At 70.2% G+C, this 20,829-nt stretch carries 16 protein-coding genes; 12 read left to right on the top strand and 4 right to left on the bottom strand.

From position 1 onward, the window contains the following. Window positions 1-17: 17 nt before the first annotated feature. Window positions 18-752 carry a MerR family transcriptional regulator gene (locus ACWGIH_RS00545; protein ID WP_453447473.1) on the bottom strand — a complete coding sequence of 245 codons (735 nt, stop codon included), beginning with the start codon at window positions 750-752 and terminating at the stop codon, window positions 18-20. 151 nt (window positions 753-903) lie between these two features. Between ACWGIH_RS00545 and ACWGIH_RS00540 the strand changes: the two genes are divergently transcribed. The 5 genes from ACWGIH_RS00540 to ACWGIH_RS00520 all read left to right on the top strand — a co-directional run bounded on the left by ACWGIH_RS00540 (window position 904) and on the right by ACWGIH_RS00520 (window position 6,320). Further along, on the top strand, window positions 904-2,715 hold the full coding sequence (locus ACWGIH_RS00540; protein ID WP_453447332.1) for an AMP-dependent synthetase/ligase: 1,812 nt from the start codon (window positions 904-906) through the stop codon (window positions 2,713-2,715). Between the two features lie 203 nt (window positions 2,716-2,918). Beyond that, a complete protein-coding gene (locus ACWGIH_RS00535; RefSeq protein WP_453447334.1) occupies window positions 2,919-4,376 on the top strand; it encodes an amino acid permease in 1,458 nt (485 codons plus the stop codon). Between the two features lie 56 nt (window positions 4,377-4,432). After that, complete coding sequence (locus ACWGIH_RS00530) at window positions 4,433-4,912, top strand: macro domain-containing protein (protein WP_453447335.1); 480 nt, start codon at window positions 4,433-4,435, stop codon at window positions 4,910-4,912. Between the two features lie 93 nt (window positions 4,913-5,005). Further along, on the top strand, window positions 5,006-5,485 hold the full coding sequence (locus ACWGIH_RS00525; protein ID WP_453447337.1) for a F0F1 ATP synthase subunit B family protein: 480 nt from the start codon (window positions 5,006-5,008) through the stop codon (window positions 5,483-5,485). Between the two features lie 61 nt (window positions 5,486-5,546). Continuing rightward, the gene (locus ACWGIH_RS00520; RefSeq protein WP_453447338.1) at window positions 5,547-6,320 is read left to right on the top strand and encodes an alpha/beta fold hydrolase; all 774 of its coding nucleotides are present in this window, start codon (window positions 5,547-5,549) and stop codon (window positions 6,318-6,320) included. 21 nt (window positions 6,321-6,341) lie between these two features. On the opposite strand, the gene ACWGIH_RS00515 is transcribed toward ACWGIH_RS00520, so the two are convergent. Then, the gene (locus tag ACWGIH_RS00515) at window positions 6,342-7,496 is read right to left on the bottom strand and encodes an acyl-CoA dehydrogenase family protein (protein WP_453447339.1); all 1,155 of its coding nucleotides are present in this window, start codon (window positions 7,494-7,496) and stop codon (window positions 6,342-6,344) included. Between the two features lie 113 nt (window positions 7,497-7,609). Here ACWGIH_RS00515 and ACWGIH_RS00510 point away from each other — a divergent pair, with 113 nt between their 5' ends. Further along, the gene (locus ACWGIH_RS00510) at window positions 7,610-8,221 is read left to right on the top strand and encodes a TetR/AcrR family transcriptional regulator (protein ID WP_453447341.1); all 612 of its coding nucleotides are present in this window, start codon (window positions 7,610-7,612) and stop codon (window positions 8,219-8,221) included. 27 nt (window positions 8,222-8,248) lie between these two features. Here the strand turns inward: ACWGIH_RS00510 and ACWGIH_RS00505 are convergent, their stop codons facing one another. Next, window positions 8,249-9,709 (bottom strand): aldehyde dehydrogenase family protein, encoded by a 1,461-nt coding sequence (locus ACWGIH_RS00505; RefSeq protein ID WP_453447342.1) that lies wholly within the window; start codon window positions 9,707-9,709, stop codon window positions 8,249-8,251. A gap of 289 nt (window positions 9,710-9,998) precedes the next feature. Between ACWGIH_RS00505 and ACWGIH_RS00500 the strand changes: the two genes are divergently transcribed. Next, a complete protein-coding gene (locus ACWGIH_RS00500; RefSeq protein ID WP_453447343.1) occupies window positions 9,999-10,892 on the top strand; it encodes an oxygenase MpaB family protein in 894 nt (297 codons plus the stop codon). 125 nt (window positions 10,893-11,017) lie between these two features. Here the strand turns inward: ACWGIH_RS00500 and ACWGIH_RS00495 are convergent, their stop codons facing one another. Next, window positions 11,018-12,520 (bottom strand): M1 family metallopeptidase, encoded by a 1,503-nt coding sequence (locus ACWGIH_RS00495; RefSeq protein ID WP_453447344.1) that lies wholly within the window; start codon window positions 12,518-12,520, stop codon window positions 11,018-11,020. Window positions 12,521-12,725: 205 nt separating this feature from the next. Here ACWGIH_RS00495 and ACWGIH_RS00490 point away from each other — a divergent pair, with 205 nt between their 5' ends. From ACWGIH_RS00490 to ACWGIH_RS00470, 5 genes are all read left to right on the top strand, one after another. After that, window positions 12,726-14,687 (top strand): Xaa-Pro dipeptidyl-peptidase, encoded by a 1,962-nt coding sequence (locus ACWGIH_RS00490; RefSeq protein WP_453447346.1) that lies wholly within the window; start codon window positions 12,726-12,728, stop codon window positions 14,685-14,687. After that, window positions 14,684-15,982, top strand: coding sequence for a M14 family metallopeptidase (locus tag ACWGIH_RS00485; RefSeq protein WP_453447347.1), 1,299 nt, complete (start codon window positions 14,684-14,686; stop codon window positions 15,980-15,982). Before ACWGIH_RS00490 ends, ACWGIH_RS00485 begins: the two co-directional genes overlap by 4 nt. Window positions 15,983-16,115: 133 nt before the next feature. Then, window positions 16,116-17,780, top strand: a complete 1,665-nt coding sequence (locus ACWGIH_RS00480; RefSeq protein WP_453447475.1) for a BCCT family transporter — start codon at window positions 16,116-16,118, stop codon at window positions 17,778-17,780. Window positions 17,781-18,032: 252 nt separating this feature from the next. Then, the gene (locus ACWGIH_RS00475; protein ID WP_453447348.1) at window positions 18,033-19,064 is read left to right on the top strand and encodes an oxidoreductase; all 1,032 of its coding nucleotides are present in this window, start codon (window positions 18,033-18,035) and stop codon (window positions 19,062-19,064) included. 102 nt (window positions 19,065-19,166) lie between these two features. After that, window positions 19,167-20,810 carry an ABC-F family ATP-binding cassette domain-containing protein gene (locus tag ACWGIH_RS00470; RefSeq protein WP_453447350.1) on the top strand — a complete coding sequence of 548 codons (1,644 nt, stop codon included), beginning with the start codon at window positions 19,167-19,169 and terminating at the stop codon, window positions 20,808-20,810. Window positions 20,811-20,829 lie beyond the last annotated feature (19 nt).

Below are 20,829 nucleotides of genomic sequence, written 5' to 3'. Positions count from 1 at the left end.
AGGAGGACGGGAGTGGCTCAGCCTTCCGCGAGCCACTCCCGCAGCTCCTCCTTGAGGGAGCGCTGGAACGCCGTCACCAGGGCCTGCACCACCATCGGCTGCATGTGGGCCGACAGGGAGCGCATCGCGGCCACGTGTTCGGGGTCCGACTCCCGGTCGCGGTAGGGGCTCCACACCTCGTCGCGGAAGAGCCGGGAGAGCTCGACGGCGGCCGAGCGGGTGTGCTCCATCAGGACCGTCCGCGCCGCCAGGATCGTCTCGTGCGCGATGGGTACGTCGAGCAGTTGGACCCCCAGGCGCAGCAGCCCCGGGTCGACGCGGTACGCCCCCGCGTCCTCCGCGGGCGCGACGACGCCCATCGCCGAGAGCCGGTCCAGATCCCCGTCCGTCAGCGCCCGGCCCGCCCTGCGTTCCAGCTCCGCGCGGTCGGTGTCCTCGGCCGAGTCGGGGGCCCAGGAAGCGACCACCGCGCGGTGGATGGCGAGGTCGTGGGCGCTCAGATCGGGCGGCAGCTGTTCCAGGTACCGCTCGATCGCGGCCAGCGTCATGCCCTGGTGCTGCAGCTCCTCGATGAGCCCGAGCCGGGACAGATGCTCCTGGCCGTAGTGCCCGACCCGGCGCGGGCCGATCACCGGTGGCGGCAGCAGGCCCTTGGTGCTGTAGAAGCGGATGGTGCGGACGGTGACGCCCGCGCGCGCGGCCAGTTCGTCGACCGTGAGCGTCGGCTCGTCCGTGTCCGAAGCCGTCGTCATCGTCATGGCAGCGCATCGCCTCCCCAGTCGTACATCCGTGGCCGGGCACCTGGTTGTGCACCGATCAGGTGCAACAGTATTGCTGTCTCACCACTGTTGTGAAAGCGTCCCGCACAGTCACTTGCTTCGTCGATGACGCCAGGAGGCGGTCATGACCACGATCCTGCGACTCCCCGGGGAACCCGCCGACATCACGCTCCCCGCGCTGCTGCTCCGCAACGCCGAGGACCACGGCGACCGCCCCGCACTCTCCTGGCGCGCCACCCCCGAAGGGGAGTGGACGACACTGACCTGGCGCGAGGCACGCCGCAAGGTCGCGGTCCTCGCCGCCGGATACACGGCACTCGGCGTACGGCGCGGCGAGCACGTCCTCATGATGATGGGCAACCGCCCCGAACACTGGCTGAGCGATCTTGCCCTCGTGCACATCGGCGCGGTCCCCATCACCGTGTACGGCACATCGGCCCCCGAGCAGATCGCGCACATCGCCCGGCACAGCCGAGCTCGCTTCGCGATCATCGAGGGGGCCCGCGAGCTGGAACGCTGGGAGCCGCTCCTGACCGACCCCGACGCGCCGATCGAGAGCCTGGTGGTGGTCGAGGCGGCGGAAGCGGGCCGGCACCGCACGTACGGCTCGCTGCACGCCACCGGAAGCCGGCTGTTCGACCCGGACGGCTTCGAGAAGGCCTGGCGCGAGTCCCGGGCCGACGATCCGCTGACCGTCGTCTACACGTCGGGCACCACGGGCGACCCCAAGGGCGTCCGCATCACGCACCGCAACGTCGTCCTGAACGGCGTGGCCCTGGACGCCGTCGTCGAGCTCCCCGACTTCGTGGAGCACATCAGCTACCTCCCCTTCGCCCATGTCGCGGAGCGCATGCTCGGCATCTACCTGCCCGTGTTCCGCGCCTCGCACGTGTATCTGTGCGCGGATCCGACCGCCGTCGCGGCGACCGCGCGCGAGCTGCGTCCCGCGCAGTTCTTCGGGGTCCCGCGCGTGTGGGAGAAGCTGGCCGCGTCCGTCAAGGCCGTGCTCGCCGGGCTGCCGCAGGAGCAGCGGGAGTCGATCGAGGCGGCGAACGAGACGACACGCGCGCGCGTGGACCGCGTCGAGCGCGGCGAGGAACCGCCGGCCGACCTGGAGAGGGCGTATCGCGAGGCCAAGGAGAAGGTCATCGGCCCGCTGCTCTCCCTGGCCGGGTTCGACCGCCTGGTGTGGACCGCGAGCGCGGCGGCGTCGATGCCCCTGGACGTCGTGCGCTTCTGGGCGGGCTTCGACATCGTGATCATGGACGCGTGGGGACTCACGGAGACGACCGGGGTCGTCACCATCAACACCCCGGACGCCTTCCGGCTCGGCTCCGTGGGCAAGCCCCTGGACGGCCTGGAGATCCGCACCACCGACGACGGCGAGATCCTGGTGCGCGGCGCGACGGTCTTCGACGGCTATCTCCTGCCCGACGGGGGTGTGGAGTCGGCCTGCGACGCGGACGGCTGGTTCGCCACCGGCGACGTGGGGCGCATCGACGAGGACGGCTTCCTCTGGCTCACCGACCGCAAGAAGGAACTGATCGTCACGTCGACGGGCAAGAACGTGTCGCCCGCGCTCGTCGAGAACACCCTCAAGGAGCACCCCCTCATCGGCCAGGCCCTCGTGCACGGCGACGGCCGCTCCTACCTGGTCGCGCTGCTCGTCCTGGACGCCGAGATGGCCCCCGTATGGGCCGCGGGGCACGGGATCACGGGCGACCTGATGGCCAGCGAGGCCGTACAGGACGAGGTCGCGCGGGCCGTCGAGGCGGCCAACGCGCGCCTCAACCGCACCGAGCAGATCAAGCGCTACCGGCTCCTGGAGCAGGAGTGGGGACCGGAGACCGGCGAGCTCACGCCGTCCCTGAAACTGCGCCGCAGGGTCATCCGGGAGAAGTACGCGGAGGCCATCGACGGGCTGTACTCCCAGTGATGCACGGCCTGTACACCTTGTGATCATGAGGTGTACACCCCCTGCCCACCATGTGAGAAGTGCCGCTATGTGACGTGCGCCACCGCATGTCGGGCGATCTCTGGGGGAAGGTGTCGCGTCGGTCCACGCACGTCAGGGGTGTCGTGGACCGGAGCACATCCGGACACCGGAGCTTTCCGGGCACCAGAGAGTAGACCCCCCACGTGAGCAAGGAAGCCGTAGACACGGCCGCTGCGGACGCATCCCGCACAGATGCGTCCCAGGCCCCCGCGGACGCGGGCGACGCCGGTTACAGCAAGGACCTCAAGGCCCGTCACGTCAACATGATCGCCATCGGTGGCGCGATCGGAACTGGACTCTTTCTCGGTGCGGGCGGCCGCCTGCACTCCGCGGGCCCCGCGCTCGCCGTCGCGTACCTCGTGTGCGGCATCTTCGCCTTCTTCGTCGTACGCGCCCTCGGCGAGATGGTCATCTACCGGCCGTCGTCGGGTTCGTTCGTCAGCTACGCGCGTGAGTTCCTCGGCGAGAAGGGCGCCTACGTCGCCGGCTGGATGTACTTCCTCAACTGGTCGACCACCGGCATCGCCGACATCACCGCGATCGCGCTCTACACGCACTACTGGAGCTTCTTCACCGACATCCCCCAGTGGGTGCTCGCGCTGATCGCCCTCGCCGTCGTCCTCGTGATCAACATGATCTCGGTGAAGTACTTCGGCGAGATGGAGTTCTGGTTCGCGATCGTCAAGGTCGCGGCCCTGGTCGCCTTCATGCTGATCGGTATCTTCCTGCTGGTCACCCAGCAGGACGTGGGCGGGCAGACGCCGGGCCTGAGCGTCATCACCGACAACGGCGGCTTCCTGCCGAACGGCATCATGCCGGTCGTGATCGTCATGCAGGGTGTCGTCTTCGCGTACGCCTCCCTCGAGCTGGTCGGCGTGGCGGCGGGCGAGACCGCCGAGCCGCAGAAGGTCGTCCCGCGCGCGGTGAACTCCATCATGTGGCGCGTGGGCCTCTTCTACGTCGGCTCGGTCGTCCTGCTCGCGCTGCTCCTGCCGGGATCGGTGTACTCGGCCGACCAGAGCCCGTTCGTGACGGTCCTCTCCAAGATCGGCGTCCCCGCGGCCGGTGACGTGATGAACCTGGTCGTCCTCACGGCGGCGCTGTCGTCACTGAACTCGGGCCTGTACTCCACGGGCCGCATCCTGCGCTCGATGGCGATGGCGGGATCGGCGCCGAAGTTCACCGCCAGGATGAACAAGAGCCAGGTCCCCTACGGCGGCATCCTGCTCACCTCCGCGGTGTGCGTGCTCGGCGTCGGCCTGAACTTCCTCATGCCGAGCCAGGCCTTCGAGATCGTCCTGAACGTGGCGTCCCTCGGCATCATCAGCACCTGGGTGATCATCATGATCTGTCACCTGGCGTTCGTCCGCCGCGCCAAGGAGGGCGTGATCACCCGGCCCGCCTTCCGGCTCCCCGGCAGCCCGGTCACCGAGATCGTCACGATCGTCTTCCTGCTCTCCGTGCTCGGCCTGATGTGGAAGGACCCGGAGATCGGCCGCAAGACGCTCTACCTCATCCCGATCATCGCCGCGGCGCTGGTCGCCGGCTGGTACGGGATCCGCCGCAGGGTGGACCGCGAGGCGGCGAGCCTCACCAAGTAGCCGCACGCAACAACAGGTCGATCGCCACTGTCAGTGGCAGCGCCTACGGTGGCGTCATGTCGGAGATCACTTACATCCGAGGTGACGCCACCGCGCCGTCCGGCAAGGGCGTCAAGCTGATCGGCCATGTCTGCAACGACCTCGGCGGCTGGGGCAAGGGTTTCGTCGTCGCGGTGTCGCGCCGCTGGCCCGAGCCGGAGGCCGCGTACCGCCGGTGGCACCGCGAGCGCGCGAAGAACGACTTCGGCCTGGGAGCCGTCCAGTTCGTCGAGGTCGGTCCCTACACCTGGGTGGCCAACATGATCGGCCAGCACGGCATGCGCACCGGCAGCAAGGGCGTCCCCGTGCGGTACGAGGCGATCGACACCGCCCTGGCCACGCTCGCCGACAAGGCGGCCGAACTCGGCGCCTCCGTGCACATGCCGCGCATCGGCTGCGGGCTCGCGGGCGGCAAGTGGTCCCGCGTCGAGCCGCTGATCACCCGGCGTCTGGTGGAGCGCGGCATCGCCGTGACGGTGTACGACTTCGGGGACTGAGCCGGTGACCGGTCGGCCGGGAAGTGGCGGGCGTCACTCAACTGGCGTGCGGATGCGCGTTGTTGGGCACACACGAGCGGGTAGATCAGCGGCATGCAGCTCATTCCCATGCCGCTAGGGCCGATCAACCCGGACGTCGAGAATCTTGCTGTCGGAGTCGTGCTGTTCGGCTCCCTCTACTTCTTCGTCAGGCGCATGATCCTCCGCGTCAACCGCGTACTCCAAGAGCGCGCCACGATCCTCGAGGGCGTCACCGGCGGACCGGCGGCGGACCTGCGCCGCGAGGCCGAGCGGATACGCGACGAGCGCGAGGACATGCTGGCCCAGGCCCGCCGCGAGGCCGCGCAGACGCGGCAGCAGGCCCGGGAGGAAGGCGCCGCCCTGATCGCCGCCGCCCGGGAGGACGGCTTGCGGGAACGCGACGAGATCTCCGCCGCGGGCCGGACCGCGATCGCGACGGAACGTGCGTCGACGGAGGCGCAACTGCGCGCGCAGGTCCCCGACCTTGCGACGGTCCTCGCGAGCAGGATCGTGGGAGAGCCGCTCCCGACGGCGACGGCTTCGGGCCGCTAGACCCCGCAGACAGGCCGAGTTCTGTCTGGCCACCGGGCCCGACCCACGGCACGCTCGCACCATGGAACTCATGGTGCCGGTCAAGGACGGCGAAGTGTGGGCGCAGGACTTCGGCGGTGACGGAATGCCGCTGGTCCTGCTGCATCCCGGCGTCGCCGACTCCCGCGTCTGGGACGGGATCCTGCCGCGCCTGACGGAGGGCCGCCGGGTCATCCGCTACGACGCGCGGGGTTACGGCAGGTCTCCCGAACCCACCGCGTCGTTCTCGCTCGTCGAGGACCTGAGCGCGCTCCTCGACCACTTCGACGTCGCACGGGCGTTCCTCGCGGGGTCCAGCATGGGCGGTGCCACCGCCATCGGCCTGGCGCTCGCCGACCCCGCCAGGGTGGCGGGGCTCGCGCTGCTGGTCCCCGGGATCACCGGCAACCCGGACTTCGTCATGGCGGAGTTCACCGCCGAGGTGGGCAGGCTCGCGGAGGCGGGCGACATGGACGGCATCGTGGCTCTGGTGAGGCGCACGTCGGCCGCCGCGGGGGCCGGGGACGACCCCGCGGCGGCGCTCGTCAGGGCGGTGATCCCGTCCTGGTTCACCGTCCACCCCCACCACGTGCCCGACCCGCCGGCCTTCGACCGCCTCGGTGAGCTGCACGTTCCGTGCGTGCTCGCCCTGGGGGAGCACGACGACCCCGAGGTGGTCCGCTGCAACGAGCAGATGGCGGCACGCATCCCGGGCTGCCGGCTCGTGCGGCTGCGGGACAGCGACCACTTCCCGACCCTGCGCGAGCCCGACGCGGTCACCGACCTCATCATCGAGGCGTACGCGGCCGCCGGCTGAGCGGGCCGGCGGGGGACCCGCTCACAGCCCGTAGCTCTTCCCGATGATGTCCCGCTGGATCTCGCTGGTGCCGCCGTACACCGTCGACACCACCGCGGCCCGCAGATGCCGTTCCATGTCGTACTCGGTCGCGTAGCCGTAACCGCCCATCATCTGCATGCCTTCGAGCGCCGCGCGCTTGGCCGTCTCGGTGGCCTTGAGCTTGGCCATCGATGCCTCGCGCGGGAAGAGGCGCTCCGGCTCGGCGTCACACCTCGCCGCCACGTCGAGGACGAGGAGCCGTACGCACTCGATCTCCGTCGCCAGGTCCGCGATCCGGTGCCGCAGCGCCTGGAAGGAGCCGACCGGCCGCCCGAACTGCTCGCGCCCGCGCACATAGGTGAGCGTGTCGTCGAGGATGCGCTCCGCGAGCCCCAGCATGTTCGCCGCCAGGAACAGCCGCTCCGCGTTGAGCCCCGCCATCAGCTGCGGCCACGCCCTGCCCTCGACACCCACCACCGCGTCCGCCGGCAGCCGGACATCCGTGAAATAGACGTCGTTGACCTCGCGGCCGCCCATCGTGGAGATGCCCCGGATCTCGATCCCCGGGGTGTCCGCGGGCACATGGAACATGGTCAGGCCCTCGTGCTTGGGCCCGCTCGCGTCCGTGCGGGCGACCAGCAGGATGTACGAGGCCAGGTGCGCGTTGGAGATCCATGTCTTGTGCCCGTTGATCAACCAGCCGCCGCCGCCCGAGTCGTCGGATCGTTCGGCCCGGCACCGCAGCGCCGCCACGTCCGACCCGGCGTCCGGCTCCGACATCGCGATCGAGAGGACCTGCCCGGCGACGGCCCCGCCCACCGCCGCCTTCTTCTGCGCCGCCGATCCGAACCTGTCGTACGCCTTCGCCGTGATGACGGAGGTGACGAAGCCGCCCGCGGGGACAAGGCCGCGCGCCGTCTCACGCAGGAAGAGGCAGGCGTCCGTCATGCCGCCGCCCGACCCGCCGTACTCCTCGGGGAGACACACGCCAAGCCACCCCAGTTCGGCCAGCTTCGCGTAGAGGGCGGCGGAGTGCGGGCCGCCGGTTTCCGCGGTCAGGGCGTCGCGCTGCTCCCGGGTGCCGCACTCGCGCTGTGCGAAGTCGCGGAGCGCGGCGGTGAAGTCGAGCTGCTCCGGGCTGAGCCGCTGCGTCATGGAACCCTCCTGGTCTGGGCATAGTTACAAAGAGATTGCGTTAGTGTCCATGTAGCCATGGGGAGTTGGCGCCGTGGCTGTGGTTGAGTGCGTGGGGACGACGGGGAGGGCTCATGGATTCGATGATGGAGCGCGCGCTGGACGCGGCGCCGCCGCCCGACGCCCTGACCGAGCAGATACTCGACGCGGCGCGCGAGCAGTTCATGACGTTCGGCCTGCGTCGCTCGACCGTCGACGACGTCGCCAAGCGCGCCAGGGTCTCGCGCGTCACCGTGTACCGCCGCATCGGCAACAAGGAAGCGCTCGTCTCCGCCTGCCTGCTGCGCGAGTACCGCCGGTTCGTGGGGGAGGTGGACGAGGTCGTCGCCCCGCTCCCGACGATGGAGGACCGCATCGTCGAGGGCTTCGTCGTGGTCCTGCGGCACATACGCGAGCACCCGCTCATCGGTGGCCTGATGCGCCTCGAACCGGAGACGATGCTGCCGTTCCTGACGCTGGAGAGTGGCCCCGCCTTCCTTGCCATGCGCGGGTACCTCACGGACCGGCTGCTCCGCGCGCAGCGGGCCGAGGGGAAGGAGGAAGGTGATCCGACGCCGGTGGCCGAGCTGATGGTGCGGATCACGGTCTCCTTCCTGCTCAACCCGGTGAGCTGCTTCGCACTCGAAGAGGACGATCACGTACGGGACTTCGCGCGCCGCTATCTGGTTCCGCTGCTCGGCAGGTGAGAAGCCCGTGCCGGTGCGGCGGGCGGCCTAGAGCCGTGCGTGCAGCCTGCGCCCCAGTTCCACCGCTCGTGCCGTCTTCTCCCGCGCCGTAGTGAACGACGTCAGGTCCGCGTACGGCGCGAACCGCTTCACCGTCACCGAGCGCGGCACCGCGAACGCCCGCAGCCCCTCGGCGCCATGTATCCGGCCGTACCCCGACTCGCCGGTACCGCCGAAGGGCAGCGCGGGCACGGCGGCGAAACCGAGCACCGAACCCACCGACACGGCACCGGAGTTCAGCTGTTCGGCCACCGCGAGCCCGGACCTCCGCGACCCGGTGAAGACCGCCGCGCCCAGGGCGTACGCCGACGCGTTGGTCCGCCGCACCGCTTCGTCCAGATCGCGTACGCGGTTCACCGCGACCACCGGGCCGAAGGTCTCCTCCGTCATCGCGGGCGAGTCCTCGGGCACGTCCACCAGGACGACCGGATGCACATAGGGCCCGCGCACGGCCTCGGGGCCGCCGAGCGGCGCCCGCGCCCCCGCGGCCAGCGCCTCCTTCATGTGGCGTTCCACGACGCCGAGTTGGGAGGGCAGCGTCATCGGGCCGTAGGTGTCCCCGGCGCTGAGCGAACGCGCCCTCTCGACGATCAGCGCGCAGAGCCTCTCGTGCACGGACTCGACCGCGTACACCCGCTCCACACCGGCGCAGGTCTGCCCGGCGTTGGCCATCGCGCCCCACACCACCGCGTCGGCCGCTGCCGTCAGATCGGCGTCCGCGCCCACGATCACCGCGTCCTTGCCCCCGCACTCGGCGAGGAGCGGCGTCAGCGACCGCGCGCACACCTGGGCCACCTTCCGTGCGGTCCCGGGTGATCCGGTGAACGCGATCTTGTCGACACCGGCCTCGGCCAGCGCCTGCCCGGTCGATCCGGGCCCGGTCACCGTCTGGAAGAGGCCCGCGCAGTCGGGCACGGCGTCGTCGAAGGTCGCTGCGAGCAACACCCCGGTGCCCGCCGTGAGTTCGGACGGCTTGTAGACGACGGCGTTGCCCGCCGCGAGTGCGTAGCCGATCGATCCCATGGGGGTGAAGACGGGGTAGTTCCACGGGCCGATCACCCCGATGACGCCCAGTGGCCGGTAGCCGAGCAGCGACCGCTGATGGACGGAGAGCAGCCCCGACGGAACCCGCCGCACCCGCAGCACGCCCTGGGCGTGCCGGGCCGCCCAGTCCAGGTGGACCAGGGAGAGCAGCACCTCGGCGCGCGCGTCGTGCTCCGGCTTGCCCGTCTCGGCGGCGACGACCCCCGCGAGTTCGTCCATCCGCACGGCGAGCGACCGCTTCCACTTGAGCAGCCGCGCACGCCGGCCCGACCAGCCGAGGCCCGCCCAGACGGCGGCGGCGCCCCGGCCGCGTGCGACAGCGTTCGCGATGTCGTCGGCGCCGTGCACCGGGTGCTCGCCGACCGGTTCGCCGGTGGCGGGGGAACGTACGGAGAAGGTGGTCATGATGCGGCACTCCAGGGGTGTGGCCGGGGTGTGGGCACTGCGGGCCGACTTGGCCTCAGTACGGTGTAGCGGACCCGGGCGGCATCCACGAGTACCTGACCGGCCGTCACTGGCCTCAACCTGCCCCCGTGCCAAGCCATTTGACGCCCTCTCCCTGTCTGGTGTGTCAAAGTTACAAGAACTATTGACTTGTTTCACCGGTCGCGTCAACACTCGTCGCATACTGGAACTGGAACACACACAAACCGGGCACCGACCGGCGGGCCCGCCGACCTCAGGGAGCCGTGTGATGCCAGACCGCCGCCAGACTCCCGAGCCGCCCCCGCCCGGCGGGATCCTGTGGGACATCGCGGGCGACGTCCGCGCCCTGCTCGCCCTGCCCGCCGCGCTCACGATGCAGGTCGCGCACCCCGCGGTGGGCGCCGGCGTCGACACGTACTCCGTCTTCCGGACCGACCCCTGGGGACGCGGCGAGCGGTCGCTGCGGTCGCTGCAGACCTGGGTGTACGGCGGCGAGAGCGCGGCCGAGGAAGGGCGCAGGCTGCGTGACCTGCACAAACACATACAAGGCACGGACGCGCACGGCCGTGGCTACCACGCGCTGACGCCCGCCTACTACGCGTGGGTCCACGCCACCGGGTTCCCCGTCTACCACCACGCGCAGAAGTACCTGGGCCGCCCCTTCACCGAGGAGCAGGCGCGGCAGCTGTACGCGGAGTGGCTCCAGGTGGGGCGCATACTCGGGATACACGAGCGGGACATGCCGCAGACGATCGAGGAGTTCTGGCCGTACTACGCCAAGATCCTCGCCGATGAGCTCGAGGAGACCGAGGTGGTCCGCGACCTCGTCGCCACGGACCGCCCGGTCCCGCCACCAGACCGCGGCCCCTATCTTCTGCGGGTGGCGCTGCGCGCCCTGTGGCCGCTGCTGCTCCCGCCGCTGGCCCGCTTCCGCCGCTTCATCACGATCGGCCTGATGCCCCCGGACGCGAGGGCGGCCATAGGCCTGCCGTGGACTGCCGCCCAGGAGCGGAGGCTGCGCCGCTTCGGCCGGGTGATACGCGTCCTGGTGCCACGCCTGCCGGAACGCCTGCGGTATCTCCCGATGGCTCGCAGGGCCCGGGCGCACCGGAGGAAAATCACCGGCTCCGCCGAGCTCGTCCTCAAACGCCGGACGGGCTGATTCCCCACTCATCCACCCCGATCCGACGCGCGCGGCCCACGCCCACCCGCCCTCCCCAGCTGGCTCGCTGCCGGGTAATCGGGCGGGTGGGCGGGAAACATCCGCCGCGAAGCGGCGGCTCGGTATCAGTGACCGTGGTCGTGCACGCCGTTGGTCGCAGCGATCGACTTCCAGGACTTCGGCTTGGCAGCCGAACCCGCAGAGGAGGACCGGGCGATCCCCGCCCCCTTCGCGGCCGGAGCGCCCGGCCGCGAAGGCTGGAACAACCAGGCGTCGAACAGCGACGCCAACGGCTTGCCGGACACCTTCTCCGCGTACTTCACGAAGTCACCCACCTTCGCGTTCCCGTACGCGTGCTCCTTCGGCCACCCCTTCAGAATCGCCGAGAAGGACTTCTCGCCGATCTCGTTGCGCAGCGCCTGCAGGGCCAGCGCCCCGCGGTCGTACACGGCGATGTCGAACTGGTTCTCCGGGCCCGGGTCACCCGGCTTGACCTTCCAGAAGGGGTCGTCGGCGGGGTGCTGGGCGTACACGTAGTCCGCCAGCTCCTGCGCCGTCCCCTCGCCCTCCTTCTCCGACCACAGCCACTGGCTGTAGCGCGCGAAGCCCTCGTTGATCCAGATGTCCTTCCAGCCGTCGACGGACACGCTGTCGCCGTACCACTGGTGGGCAAGCTCGTGGACCACGACCGACACGTTGGAGCCGTTCGCGAACTGCCTCGGGCTGTAGAACGGCCGGGTCTGCGTCTCCAGGGCGAAGCCGCTCGTCACGTTCGGGACGTACCCGCCAAGCGCGTTGAAGGGGTACTTGCCGAAGACCGTCTCCAGCCACTCCGCGACCTCGGTGGAGCGCTCGATGCTGGCCCGCGCGGCACCGGCGTTGTCGCCGAGGTCCTTGCTGTAGGCGTTCAGGACGGGCAGGCCGTCCGCGGTCTTGTCCGTCGTGATGTCGAACTTGCCGACGGCGAGCGTCGTCAGATAGCTGGCCTGCGGCTTGTTCGAGCGCCAGTTGAAGCGCGTCCAGCCGAGCTTCGAACTCTGCGACTGGAGAACGCCGTTGGAGATGGCCTGGGAGCCGTCGGGTACGGAGACCGAGACGTCGTAGGTCGCCTTGTCGAGCGGGTGGTCGTTGGACGGGTACCACCAGGCGGCCGACTCCGGCTCCTGCGCTGCCACACCGCCGTCCGGCGTACGCGCCCACGCGGTGAAGCCGTTGATCTTCACCTCGGACGGCTTGCCCGCGTAACGGACGACCACGGTGATCGGCGTGCCCTTGGGCAGGCCGGCCGCCGGAGTGATCTCCAGCTCCTGCTCGCCGGACTTCTTGAAGGCGGCCTTCTTGCCGTTGACGCGCACCTCGCTGACCTTCAGGCCGAGGTCGAGGTTGAAGCGGGAGAGGTTCTGCGTCGTGGTGGCGTTGATGGTCGCCGTGCCTTCGAGCAGGTCGGTCTTCGGCTGGTACTTCAGCCGCAGGTCGTAGTGCGAGACGTCGTATCCGCCGTTGCCGCTCGCCGGGTAATAGGGGTCGCCGATACCCGGCGCCCCAGGGGTGAAGTCGGCCGCCGATGCCGGGATCGCCAGCAGCAGAGAGGCCGCGAGCGCGCCCGGGGCGATGAGTCTGCGGTGCACAAGAGCTCCAAGTCGTACGCGTCGTAGGGGGTGGATCCGTAACTGCGTCCGACCATATTGAGCCCGTTGGCCACGCGTCATGTCCATGGTCGCTGCTGTCACACGATCGCCATTCGGCCGACATGTGCCAAAACGCCCCACGAACCTGTCATGCGTAGGTACTGCCCTCTGTCGCGCAGGAGTTGACCGGTGTACCTTCCGCGCCATGCCGATACGTGCGCGACGCACGCGCTTGATCTGGAGATCCCTGCCGGCGGCGGCCATCGCCGCCCTGCTGTCCACGCTCCTGACCCCGGGAGCCGCCCAAGGGGCGCCGAGCGCCCCGCGTGAGAGCAAGCCCGTCTACTCGTACGAGAGCGCGATCCGCGAGTCCGTCTGGGTCGACACGAAGATCGACGGCGACAGCGACGGGAAGACCGACCGGGTCGCCGTCGACATCGTCCGCCCCCGCGAACCGGCGCAGCACGGCCGGAAAATACCCGTGATCATGGACGCCAGCCCGTACTACTCCTGCTGCGGACGCGGCAACGAGAGCCAGAAGAAGACGTACGACGCGGACGGCAACCCCGTCCAGTTCCCGCTGTACTACGACAACTACTTCGTCCCCCGCGGCTATGGATTCGTCGCCGTCGACCTCGCGGGAACGAACCGCTCCGACGGCTGCGTGGACGTGGGCGGCCGCTCCGACGTCCAGTCCGCCAAGGCGGTCGTCGACTGGCTGAACGGCCGGGCCCGCGGCTACACCACCCGCACCGGCGGCAAGAGCGCCAAGGCGTCCTGGTCGAACGGCGCCACCGGCATGATCGGCAAGAGTTACGACGGGACCATCGCGCAGGGCGTGGCCGCCACTGGAGTGCGAGGTCTCAAGACCATCGTGCCGATCGGCGCGATCTCCTCCTGGTACGACTACTACTTCGCCAAGGGCGCCCCGCTCTACGACAGCGGCCCCGAGTGGCTCTCGGACTACGTGGAGAGCCCGGAGGCCCGGGCCCGCTGCGCCGCCGTACAGAAACGCCTCGTCGACGAGGCGCCCCGCACCGGCGACTGGACCCGGCTGTGGAGCGAACGCGACCACACCCCGGACGCCGACAAGGTGCGGGCCAGCGTCTTCGCCGTACACGGCATGCAGGACCTGAACGTCCGGATGAAGCACTTCGGCCAGTGGTGGGACGCGCTCGCCGACGAGGGCGTCGACCGCAAGGTGTGGCTCAGCCAGACCGGCCACGTCGACCCCTTCGACTTCCGCCGCGCCGACTGGGTGCGCACCCTGCACCGCTGGTTCGACCACGAACTCCTCGGCTACGACAACGGCATCGACCGCGAGCCGATGGCCGACATCGAGCGCGCACCCGGAAAGTGGACCACCGACCGCGTCTGGCCCCCGCGCGCCACCGACACCGTCAAGCTCCGCCCCGGCAAGGGGACTTCCCCCGGCGTCGGCACCCTCGGGACGCGTCCCGGCTCCGGCAGCGAGACCTTCACCGACGACCCGGATCTGGGCGAGACCGACTGGGCCGCGCAGATCGACACCTCCACCCCGTCGAAGGCCGGGTTCGTCAGCCGCCCCCTCGGCAGCGACCTGCGCCTCTCCGGCTCCTCCGAGGTCACCGTCACCGCGACCCCGACGACCCGCACCGCCCACCTCTCCGCGGTCCTCGTCGACCTCGGCCCCGCCACCATCCGTGACTACGCGAGCGCCGGCGAGGGCATCACCACGCTTCCCGAACGCACCTGCTGGGGCCCGAGCACCGGCGGCGACAGCTCCTGCTTCAAGGAGACGGCGGCGAAGACCGCCGACGTCGACCACACGATCTTCAGCCGTGGCTGGGCCGACCTCGGCAACTGGGCCGACGAGCACGAGGGCCGCCCCCTCACCCCGGGCAAGAAGCACACCATCACCCTCGACCTGGCCGCGAGCGACCACGTCGTACCCAAGGGCCACCGCCTCGCGCTGATCATCGCGGGCACGGACAAGGGCCTCATCGATCCCCCCGCCGACACCCCGACGCTCGCCATCGACCTGTCCCGCACGTCGGCGAAGGTCCCGCTGGTGGGCGGCGCCGACGCGTTCCGTGCCACTGGGACCGTCACCGACCGCGACTCCCGTCTCGACGGCGTGGCCCCGCCGCGTTCGTTCCGCCCCGTACCTGGAGGCAGCACCTCATGAGCCCCCGCACCGGCCGCACGCCCCGCGTCCGCACCCTGGCGCTCGCCTGCGCCACCGCCGCGCTCACCGCACCGCTCCTGACGGTGCCCGCGCAGGCGACGCCGACCCCGCCCCGCACCGGATTCGAGGAGACCGACGGCGCGCGCTGGACCAGTCAGCCCGAGGAGCAGAAGCTGCTCGCCACCGTCGACAAGGCGACCGACCGGGTCTCGGTGTCCCGCATCGGCACCACCAAGCAGGACCGGCCCGTCCAGCTGGTCCGCATCGGTGAACGTCCCACCAAGAGCACGGTGTTGCTGATCTGCAGCCAGCACGGCGACGAGCCGTCGGGCCGCGACGCCTGTCTCTCGACCATCCGCGATCTGGCGTACGCGAAGGACAAGAAGACCCAGAAGTTCCTCTCGCGCACCACACTCCTCGTCATCCCCACCGCCAATCCGGACGGCCGCGCCGCCAACACCCGCGGCAACTCCGACGGGGTCGACATCAACCGCGACCACATCTCCCTGCAGACCGCGGAGGCCCGCGCCATGGCCGCCGTCATCCGCGACAAAAAGCCCGACTCCATCTACGACCTCCACGAGTACGGCGCTACCCCCAAGTACTACGACAAAGACCTGTTCGACCTGTGGCCGCGCAACCTCAACACCGACGACGCGGTGCACAAGGAGGCGCAGACCCTGTCCAAGGCGTACGTCAGGCCCGCCGCGGGCAAGGCGGGGCATACGACGGGGACGTACGGAATCTGGACCGATCCGGTGACCGGTGAGCCCATCAAACAGACGGCGGGCGACGGTCAGGAACGCATCCTGCGCAACGTCTCCGGCATCAAGCACGCGGCGGGTCTGCTCATCGAGAGCCGCGTCGATCCGCTCACCGAGGCCGAGAAGAAGGACGAGGCGCTGAACAACCGGCGCCGCGTCGCATCTCAACGCGCGGCGCTCGGAGGCCTGTTCACCTATGCCGACGAGCGGCGCGGACAGTTGGAGGCGGCCACCGGCGCGGCCCGTCTCGAAGGCTTCCGTGACCGCGGGCCCGTCTACGTCGGCGGCGCCGACAACGACCCCGCCGAGCCGGCCGAAGTGATCCAGGACCCGCCGTGCGGCTATCGGCTCGACGCGGACCAGTTCGCCGACATCAAGGACGAACTCGCTCTGCACGGAGTAAAGGTCAGGAAGGACGGCAAGGGAGCCTACGTGCCGATGCGGCAGTCAGCGCGTTCTCTCGTACCGTTGCTTCTCGACGAGCGCGCTGCCTACCACCTCGTCACAGGTTCGCCCGACACCAATTGTTGAGTGGTTGTTAGGTGCGTCACATGTGGTACTGGGTAGCGGACCACAGAGTTTGTACGAATGCGAAACCGTGAGAGGTGTACTTGTGACGCAAGACCAACAGAAAGCGGACGGCGGGGGAGGGGACGGACATCTGATGCACGCCGCCCATGGCGGCAGCCATCCCCAGACCGACCGCATCGTGTTCGGCGTGACCGCCGTGCTCACCCTGGCCTTCGTGGTCTGGGGTGCCGTGGCGACGGACTCGCTCGAGAGTGCCTCCACGAAGATGCTCAACGGCCTCATCCACAACGGTGGCTGGGCCTTCATGCTGGCGGCCACCGGGTTCGTGGTCTTCGCGCTCTGGCTCGCCTGCAGCCGGTACGGAAAGATCACCCTCGGTGAGGAGGGTGAGGAGCCGGAGTTCCGCACCATCTCCTGGGTCGCGATGATGTTCAGCGCCGGCATGGGCATCGGCCTGATGTTCTACGGCGTGAGCGAGCCGCTCGCCCACTTCACCACGCCCCCGCCGGGCACCGATCCCGCCGACTCGGCGGCGAAGATGGAAACGGCGATGTCCACCACCCTCTTCCACTGGACGCTCCACCCGTGGGCGATCTACGCGGTCGTGGGTCTGGCCATCGCGTACAGCACCTTCCGGCGCAAGCGCAGGCAGACCATCAGCGCCGTCTTCACGCCGCTCATCGGCGAGAAGCACGCGAACGGCGCCTGGGGCAGGGTCATCGACATCATCGCCATCTTCGCGACGCTCTTCGGCTCCGCCGCGTCGCTCGGCCTCGGCGCCCTGCAGATCGGCAGTGGCTTCGAGGTGCTCGACTGGATGGAGAACGCGGGCACCGGCCTGCTCGTCGCCATCATCGCCGTCCTCACGGTGGCCTTCGTGGCGTCCGCCATCTCCGGTGTGGAGAAGGGCGTGCAGTGGCTGTCGAACATCAACATGGTGCTCGCGCTGCTGCTCGTCGTGTTCGTCTTCATCGCCGGCCCGACCGTCATCGTCCTCGACCTGCTGCCGACCTCGATCGGCTCCTACCTCGGCGACCTGCCCCAGCTCATCGGGCGCACCGAGGCGTCGAGCGGCAAGGGCGTCTCGGACTGGCTGGGCAGCTGGACGGTCTTCTACTGGGCCTGGTGGATCTCCTGGACGCCCTTCGTGGGCATGTTCATCGCCAGGATCAGCCGCGGCCGCACGATCCGGCAGTTCGTCGGTGGCGTCATCCTGGTGCCGAGCACCGTCAGCCTCATCTGGTTCGCCGTCTTCGGCGGATCGGCGATGAAGGTCAAGGAAAGCGGCGGTCTCGGCGGCGAGTCGACCCCCGAGGGCCAGCTCTTCGGCCTGCTGCACGAGTACCCGATCGCCACGGTGACGAGCCTGCTCGTGATGATCCTCGTGGGCATCTTCTTCGTGTCGGGTGCCGACGCGGCGTCCATCGTGATGGGCACGCTCTCGCAGAAGGGCGCGCTCGAACCCGGCAAGCTCGTGGTGGTGTTCTGGGGCGTCGTGACGGGAGCCGTGGCGGCGATCATGCTGCTCATCGGCGACGGGTCCGACAACGCACTCACGGGCCTGCAGAACCTGACGATCCTGGTCGCCGCGCCCTTCACCCTGGTGATGATCGGGATGTGCGTGGCCCTGATGCGGGACCTGCGCCACGACCCGCTGATCGTCCGCGGTGAGCACGGCACGGAGGCCGTCGAGAAGGCCGTGATCGCGGGCCACGAGCAGTACGACGGCGATTTCGAGATCCGCATCGGCCCGACCGACAACGGAGACGAGGAGGAAAGTCCGGCCAAGCCGGTCTGACATAGCACCACGTTTCGCACCATCTTCCGGAGGCGGCCGCTTCGTTCGCGAGGCGCGCCGCCTCCTGTGCGTCCGCGCACCCCGGCACCGGCCGCGGAATGTCCAGTCGCGTCTCGCCGCGTACGCCATCGACCACGCGTACGGCTTGCCCGTGCCGCCCGGCTCACTGACCGGCGCCCCCTCCGTACCGGGAACGAGGCGGAATACGTCATGCCGTGCTCACATCACCGCCCAGATGGGGATACTCACACCATGTCTGCCGAGTACGCGACCTTCGGTCTGGCACCGGCCATCCGCGCCGGTGGGGTTCTCGCCAACGGTGACTTCCAAGTCCACCGGGATTTCGTCGACTTCATCGTGAACGGGCGCCCACTGCTGTTCCAGCTCTCCGACCTCGACGCCGTCTCCCCGCTCGCCTCCGACGTACCACCCGCGATCTTCACCCACCATGTGCGCGGACTCCTCCTGGAGACCCGGGCACCCCTGCTCGACGACCGGCACGTCATCTACGGCTGCCCCGAGTGCGAGGGCCTGGACTGCGGCGCGGTCACCGCGGTCATCGAGCGGGCAGCGGACGGCACCGACACCTACATATGGCGCGACTTCGCCTGGCAAACGGCCGACCGCCCCGACCTGGAGCTCAACGGCTACCACGGCATAGGGCCCTTCCGGTTCCAGGGCGCCGAATACCGGGAGGCACTGGGGCAGTTGCTGACCCGGGGCGAGCCGACACCGCGCCGCAGGGTGCTCCTGATCGGCGCCCGCGTCGCCGTACTGGCCAAGCTCGCGGCGGCGCTGCGCACGATCGGTGTCGGCGCCGAGATCGCGGCGGACGCGGCGGGCGTGCCGCCGGACGAGCTGCGGACCTACGGGGCGGTGGCCTTCGGCCGCTCCGTCCCGGCGGCGACACGCGACGGAGTGCGTGCGGCGTTCGAGGGGGCGGGACTCCGGGTCGCGTACGTCGACGGCCTGGCCCCGATCATCCCGCTCCTGGTCGCGCAGATAGAACACGCCCTGGACCGCAGCCCCCTGGAACTGCGGCGCCTTACGCGGCTCGCGGCGACCGACGGCTCGGCGGACGTGGAGATCACCTCGACGTGCCGGGTGCAGCTCGTCGCGTACCGCCTGGACCGGCTCTCCCGCACCCAGGTCCACGAGGTCTTCGACGGCGTCCTGGAGCCGGGCGAGCACCGCGTCCAGCTCGACGCCAAGGCGACGAAGGGGGAGTCCTTCGTGGTGGCACGGACGACGGACAGTGTTTTGACGGCGCCGATGGTGCGGTAGCGGCGGGCCGGGTACACCCCGCCGCCGTACGGGAGCACGGCGGCGGCCACACCGATACTGCCGCGCGGGCCGACCTGCGCCTCGCCTAAACTCGACCCCCTGATGACCGCAACCCTCGTCGCCAAGAATCTCGCCGCAGGCCACGGCGACCGCTCCCTCTTCTCCGCACTGGAGCTGGTCGTCGCGCCCGGCGACGTCATCGGCCTGGTCGGCGCCAACGGCGCCGGCAAGTCGACCCTCCTGCGTCTCCTCGCGGGCCTGGACACCCCGGAGACCGGCGAACTGCGCCTCGCCCCGGCCAGTGCGGCCGTGGGCCACCTGCCGCAGGAGCCCGACCGCCGCCCCGGCGAGACCATCCGCGCCTTCCTGGCCCGCCGCACCGGCGTCGACGAGGCCCAGCGGACCATGGACGAGGCCACCCAGGGCCTGGTCGACGGGACCCCGGGCGCCGACGACGCGTACGCGTCCAGCCTGGAGCGCTGGCTGGCGCTCGGCGGCGCGGACCTGGACGAGCGGGCGGAGGAGGTCGCCGCCTCCCTCGGCCTCGACGTCAGCCTCGACAAGGCCATGACCTCGCTCTCCGGCGGCCAGGCCGCCCGGGCAGGCCTCGCCTCGCTGCTCCTGTCCCGCTACGACGTCTTCCTCCTGGACGAGCCGACCAACGACCTCGACCTCGCGGGCCTCGAACGCCTGGAGAGCTTCGTCCGCGGACTGCGGGCCGGCACGGTGGTCGTCAGCCACGACCGCGAGTTCCTCACCCGCACCGTCACCAAAATCCTCGAACTCGACCTCGCCCAGCAGCAGGTCAACCTCTACGGCGGCGGCTACGAGGCGTACCTGGAGGAACGTGACGTCGCACGGCGGCACGCCCGCGACGAGTTCGACGAGTACGCCGACAAGAAGTCCGCCCTCGAGGGCCGCGCCCAGATGCAGCGGTCCTGGATGGACAAGGGCGTCAAGAACGCCCGGCGCAAGGCGGGGGACAACGACAAGATCGGCCGGAACTTCCGCAGCGACTCCAGCGAGAAGCAGGCCGCGAAGGCACGCCAGACGCAGCGCATGATCGAACGGCTCGACGTCGTCGAGGAGCCCCGCAAGGAGTGGGAGCTGCAGATGGAGATCGCGTCCGCGCCGCGCTCCGGCAGCGTCGTCGCCACCCTTCGCGACGCCGAGGTGCACCGCGGCGAGTTCACGCTCGGTCCCGTGACGCTGCAGATCGACTGGGCGGACCGGGTGGCGATCACCGGCGCGAACGGCTCGGGCAAGTCGACCCTGCTCGGCACCCTGCTCACCCGCATCCCCACGGACGCGGGCCACGCGGCACTCGGCTCCGGAGTGCTCGTCGGCGAGGTGGACCAGGCACGTGCGCTGTTCCACGGTCCGGAGTCGCTCCTGGACGCGTTCTGCGCGGCCGTGCCCGACACCGAACCGGCCGACGTCCGCACGCTGCTCGCCAAGTTCGGCCTGAAGGCCGCACACGTCCTGCGCCCCGCGGCCACCCTCTCCCCGGGCGAACGCACCCGGGCGGGCCTCGCGCTGCTCCAGGGCCGGGGAGTCAACCTCCTGGTCCTCGACGAGCCGACGAACCACCTCGACCTGCCGGCCATCGAGCAGCTGGAGTCCGCCCTCGAGGCGTACGAGGGCACGCTGCTCCTGGTCACGCACGACCGCAGGATGCTGGACGCCGTCCGCGTCACGCGCCGTCTGGAGGTGACGGAGGGCAAGGTGACCGAGCTGTCACCCTGACCTCCGCCGACTCTCCCCG

Source organism: Streptomyces sp. NPDC054872, assembly GCF_053610705.1.
Note: the sequence above shows the minus strand (reverse complement) of the source record. Positions and strands in the feature narration are given on the sequence as shown.

Coding starts and splice junctions, on each gene's coding strand:
- ACWGIH_RS00505 (WP_453447342.1), bottom strand. CDS start 9,709: ATGACCACCTTCTCCGTACGTTCCCCCGCCACCGGCGAACCGGTCGGC.
- ACWGIH_RS00475 (WP_453447348.1), top strand. CDS start 18,033: ATGTCTGCCGAGTACGCGACCTTCGGTCTGGCACCGGCCATCCGCGCC.
- ACWGIH_RS00530 (WP_453447335.1), top strand. CDS start 4,433: ATGTCGGAGATCACTTACATCCGAGGTGACGCCACCGCGCCGTCCGGC.
- ACWGIH_RS00540 (WP_453447332.1), top strand. CDS start 904: ATGACCACGATCCTGCGACTCCCCGGGGAACCCGCCGACATCACGCTC.
- ACWGIH_RS00485 (WP_453447347.1), top strand. CDS start 14,684: ATGAGCCCCCGCACCGGCCGCACGCCCCGCGTCCGCACCCTGGCGCTC.
- ACWGIH_RS00520 (WP_453447338.1), top strand. CDS start 5,547: ATGGAACTCATGGTGCCGGTCAAGGACGGCGAAGTGTGGGCGCAGGAC.
- ACWGIH_RS00500 (WP_453447343.1), top strand. CDS start 9,999: ATGCCAGACCGCCGCCAGACTCCCGAGCCGCCCCCGCCCGGCGGGATC.
- ACWGIH_RS00470 (WP_453447350.1), top strand. CDS start 19,167: ATGACCGCAACCCTCGTCGCCAAGAATCTCGCCGCAGGCCACGGCGAC.
- ACWGIH_RS00510 (WP_453447341.1), top strand. CDS start 7,610: ATGGATTCGATGATGGAGCGCGCGCTGGACGCGGCGCCGCCGCCCGAC.
- ACWGIH_RS00490 (WP_453447346.1), top strand. CDS start 12,726: ATGCCGATACGTGCGCGACGCACGCGCTTGATCTGGAGATCCCTGCCG.
- ACWGIH_RS00480 (WP_453447475.1), top strand. CDS start 16,116: ATGCACGCCGCCCATGGCGGCAGCCATCCCCAGACCGACCGCATCGTG.
- ACWGIH_RS00545 (WP_453447473.1), bottom strand. CDS start 752: ATGACGACGGCTTCGGACACGGACGAGCCGACGCTCACGGTCGACGAA.
- ACWGIH_RS00525 (WP_453447337.1), top strand. CDS start 5,006: ATGCAGCTCATTCCCATGCCGCTAGGGCCGATCAACCCGGACGTCGAG.
- ACWGIH_RS00515 (WP_453447339.1), bottom strand. CDS start 7,496: ATGACGCAGCGGCTCAGCCCGGAGCAGCTCGACTTCACCGCCGCGCTC.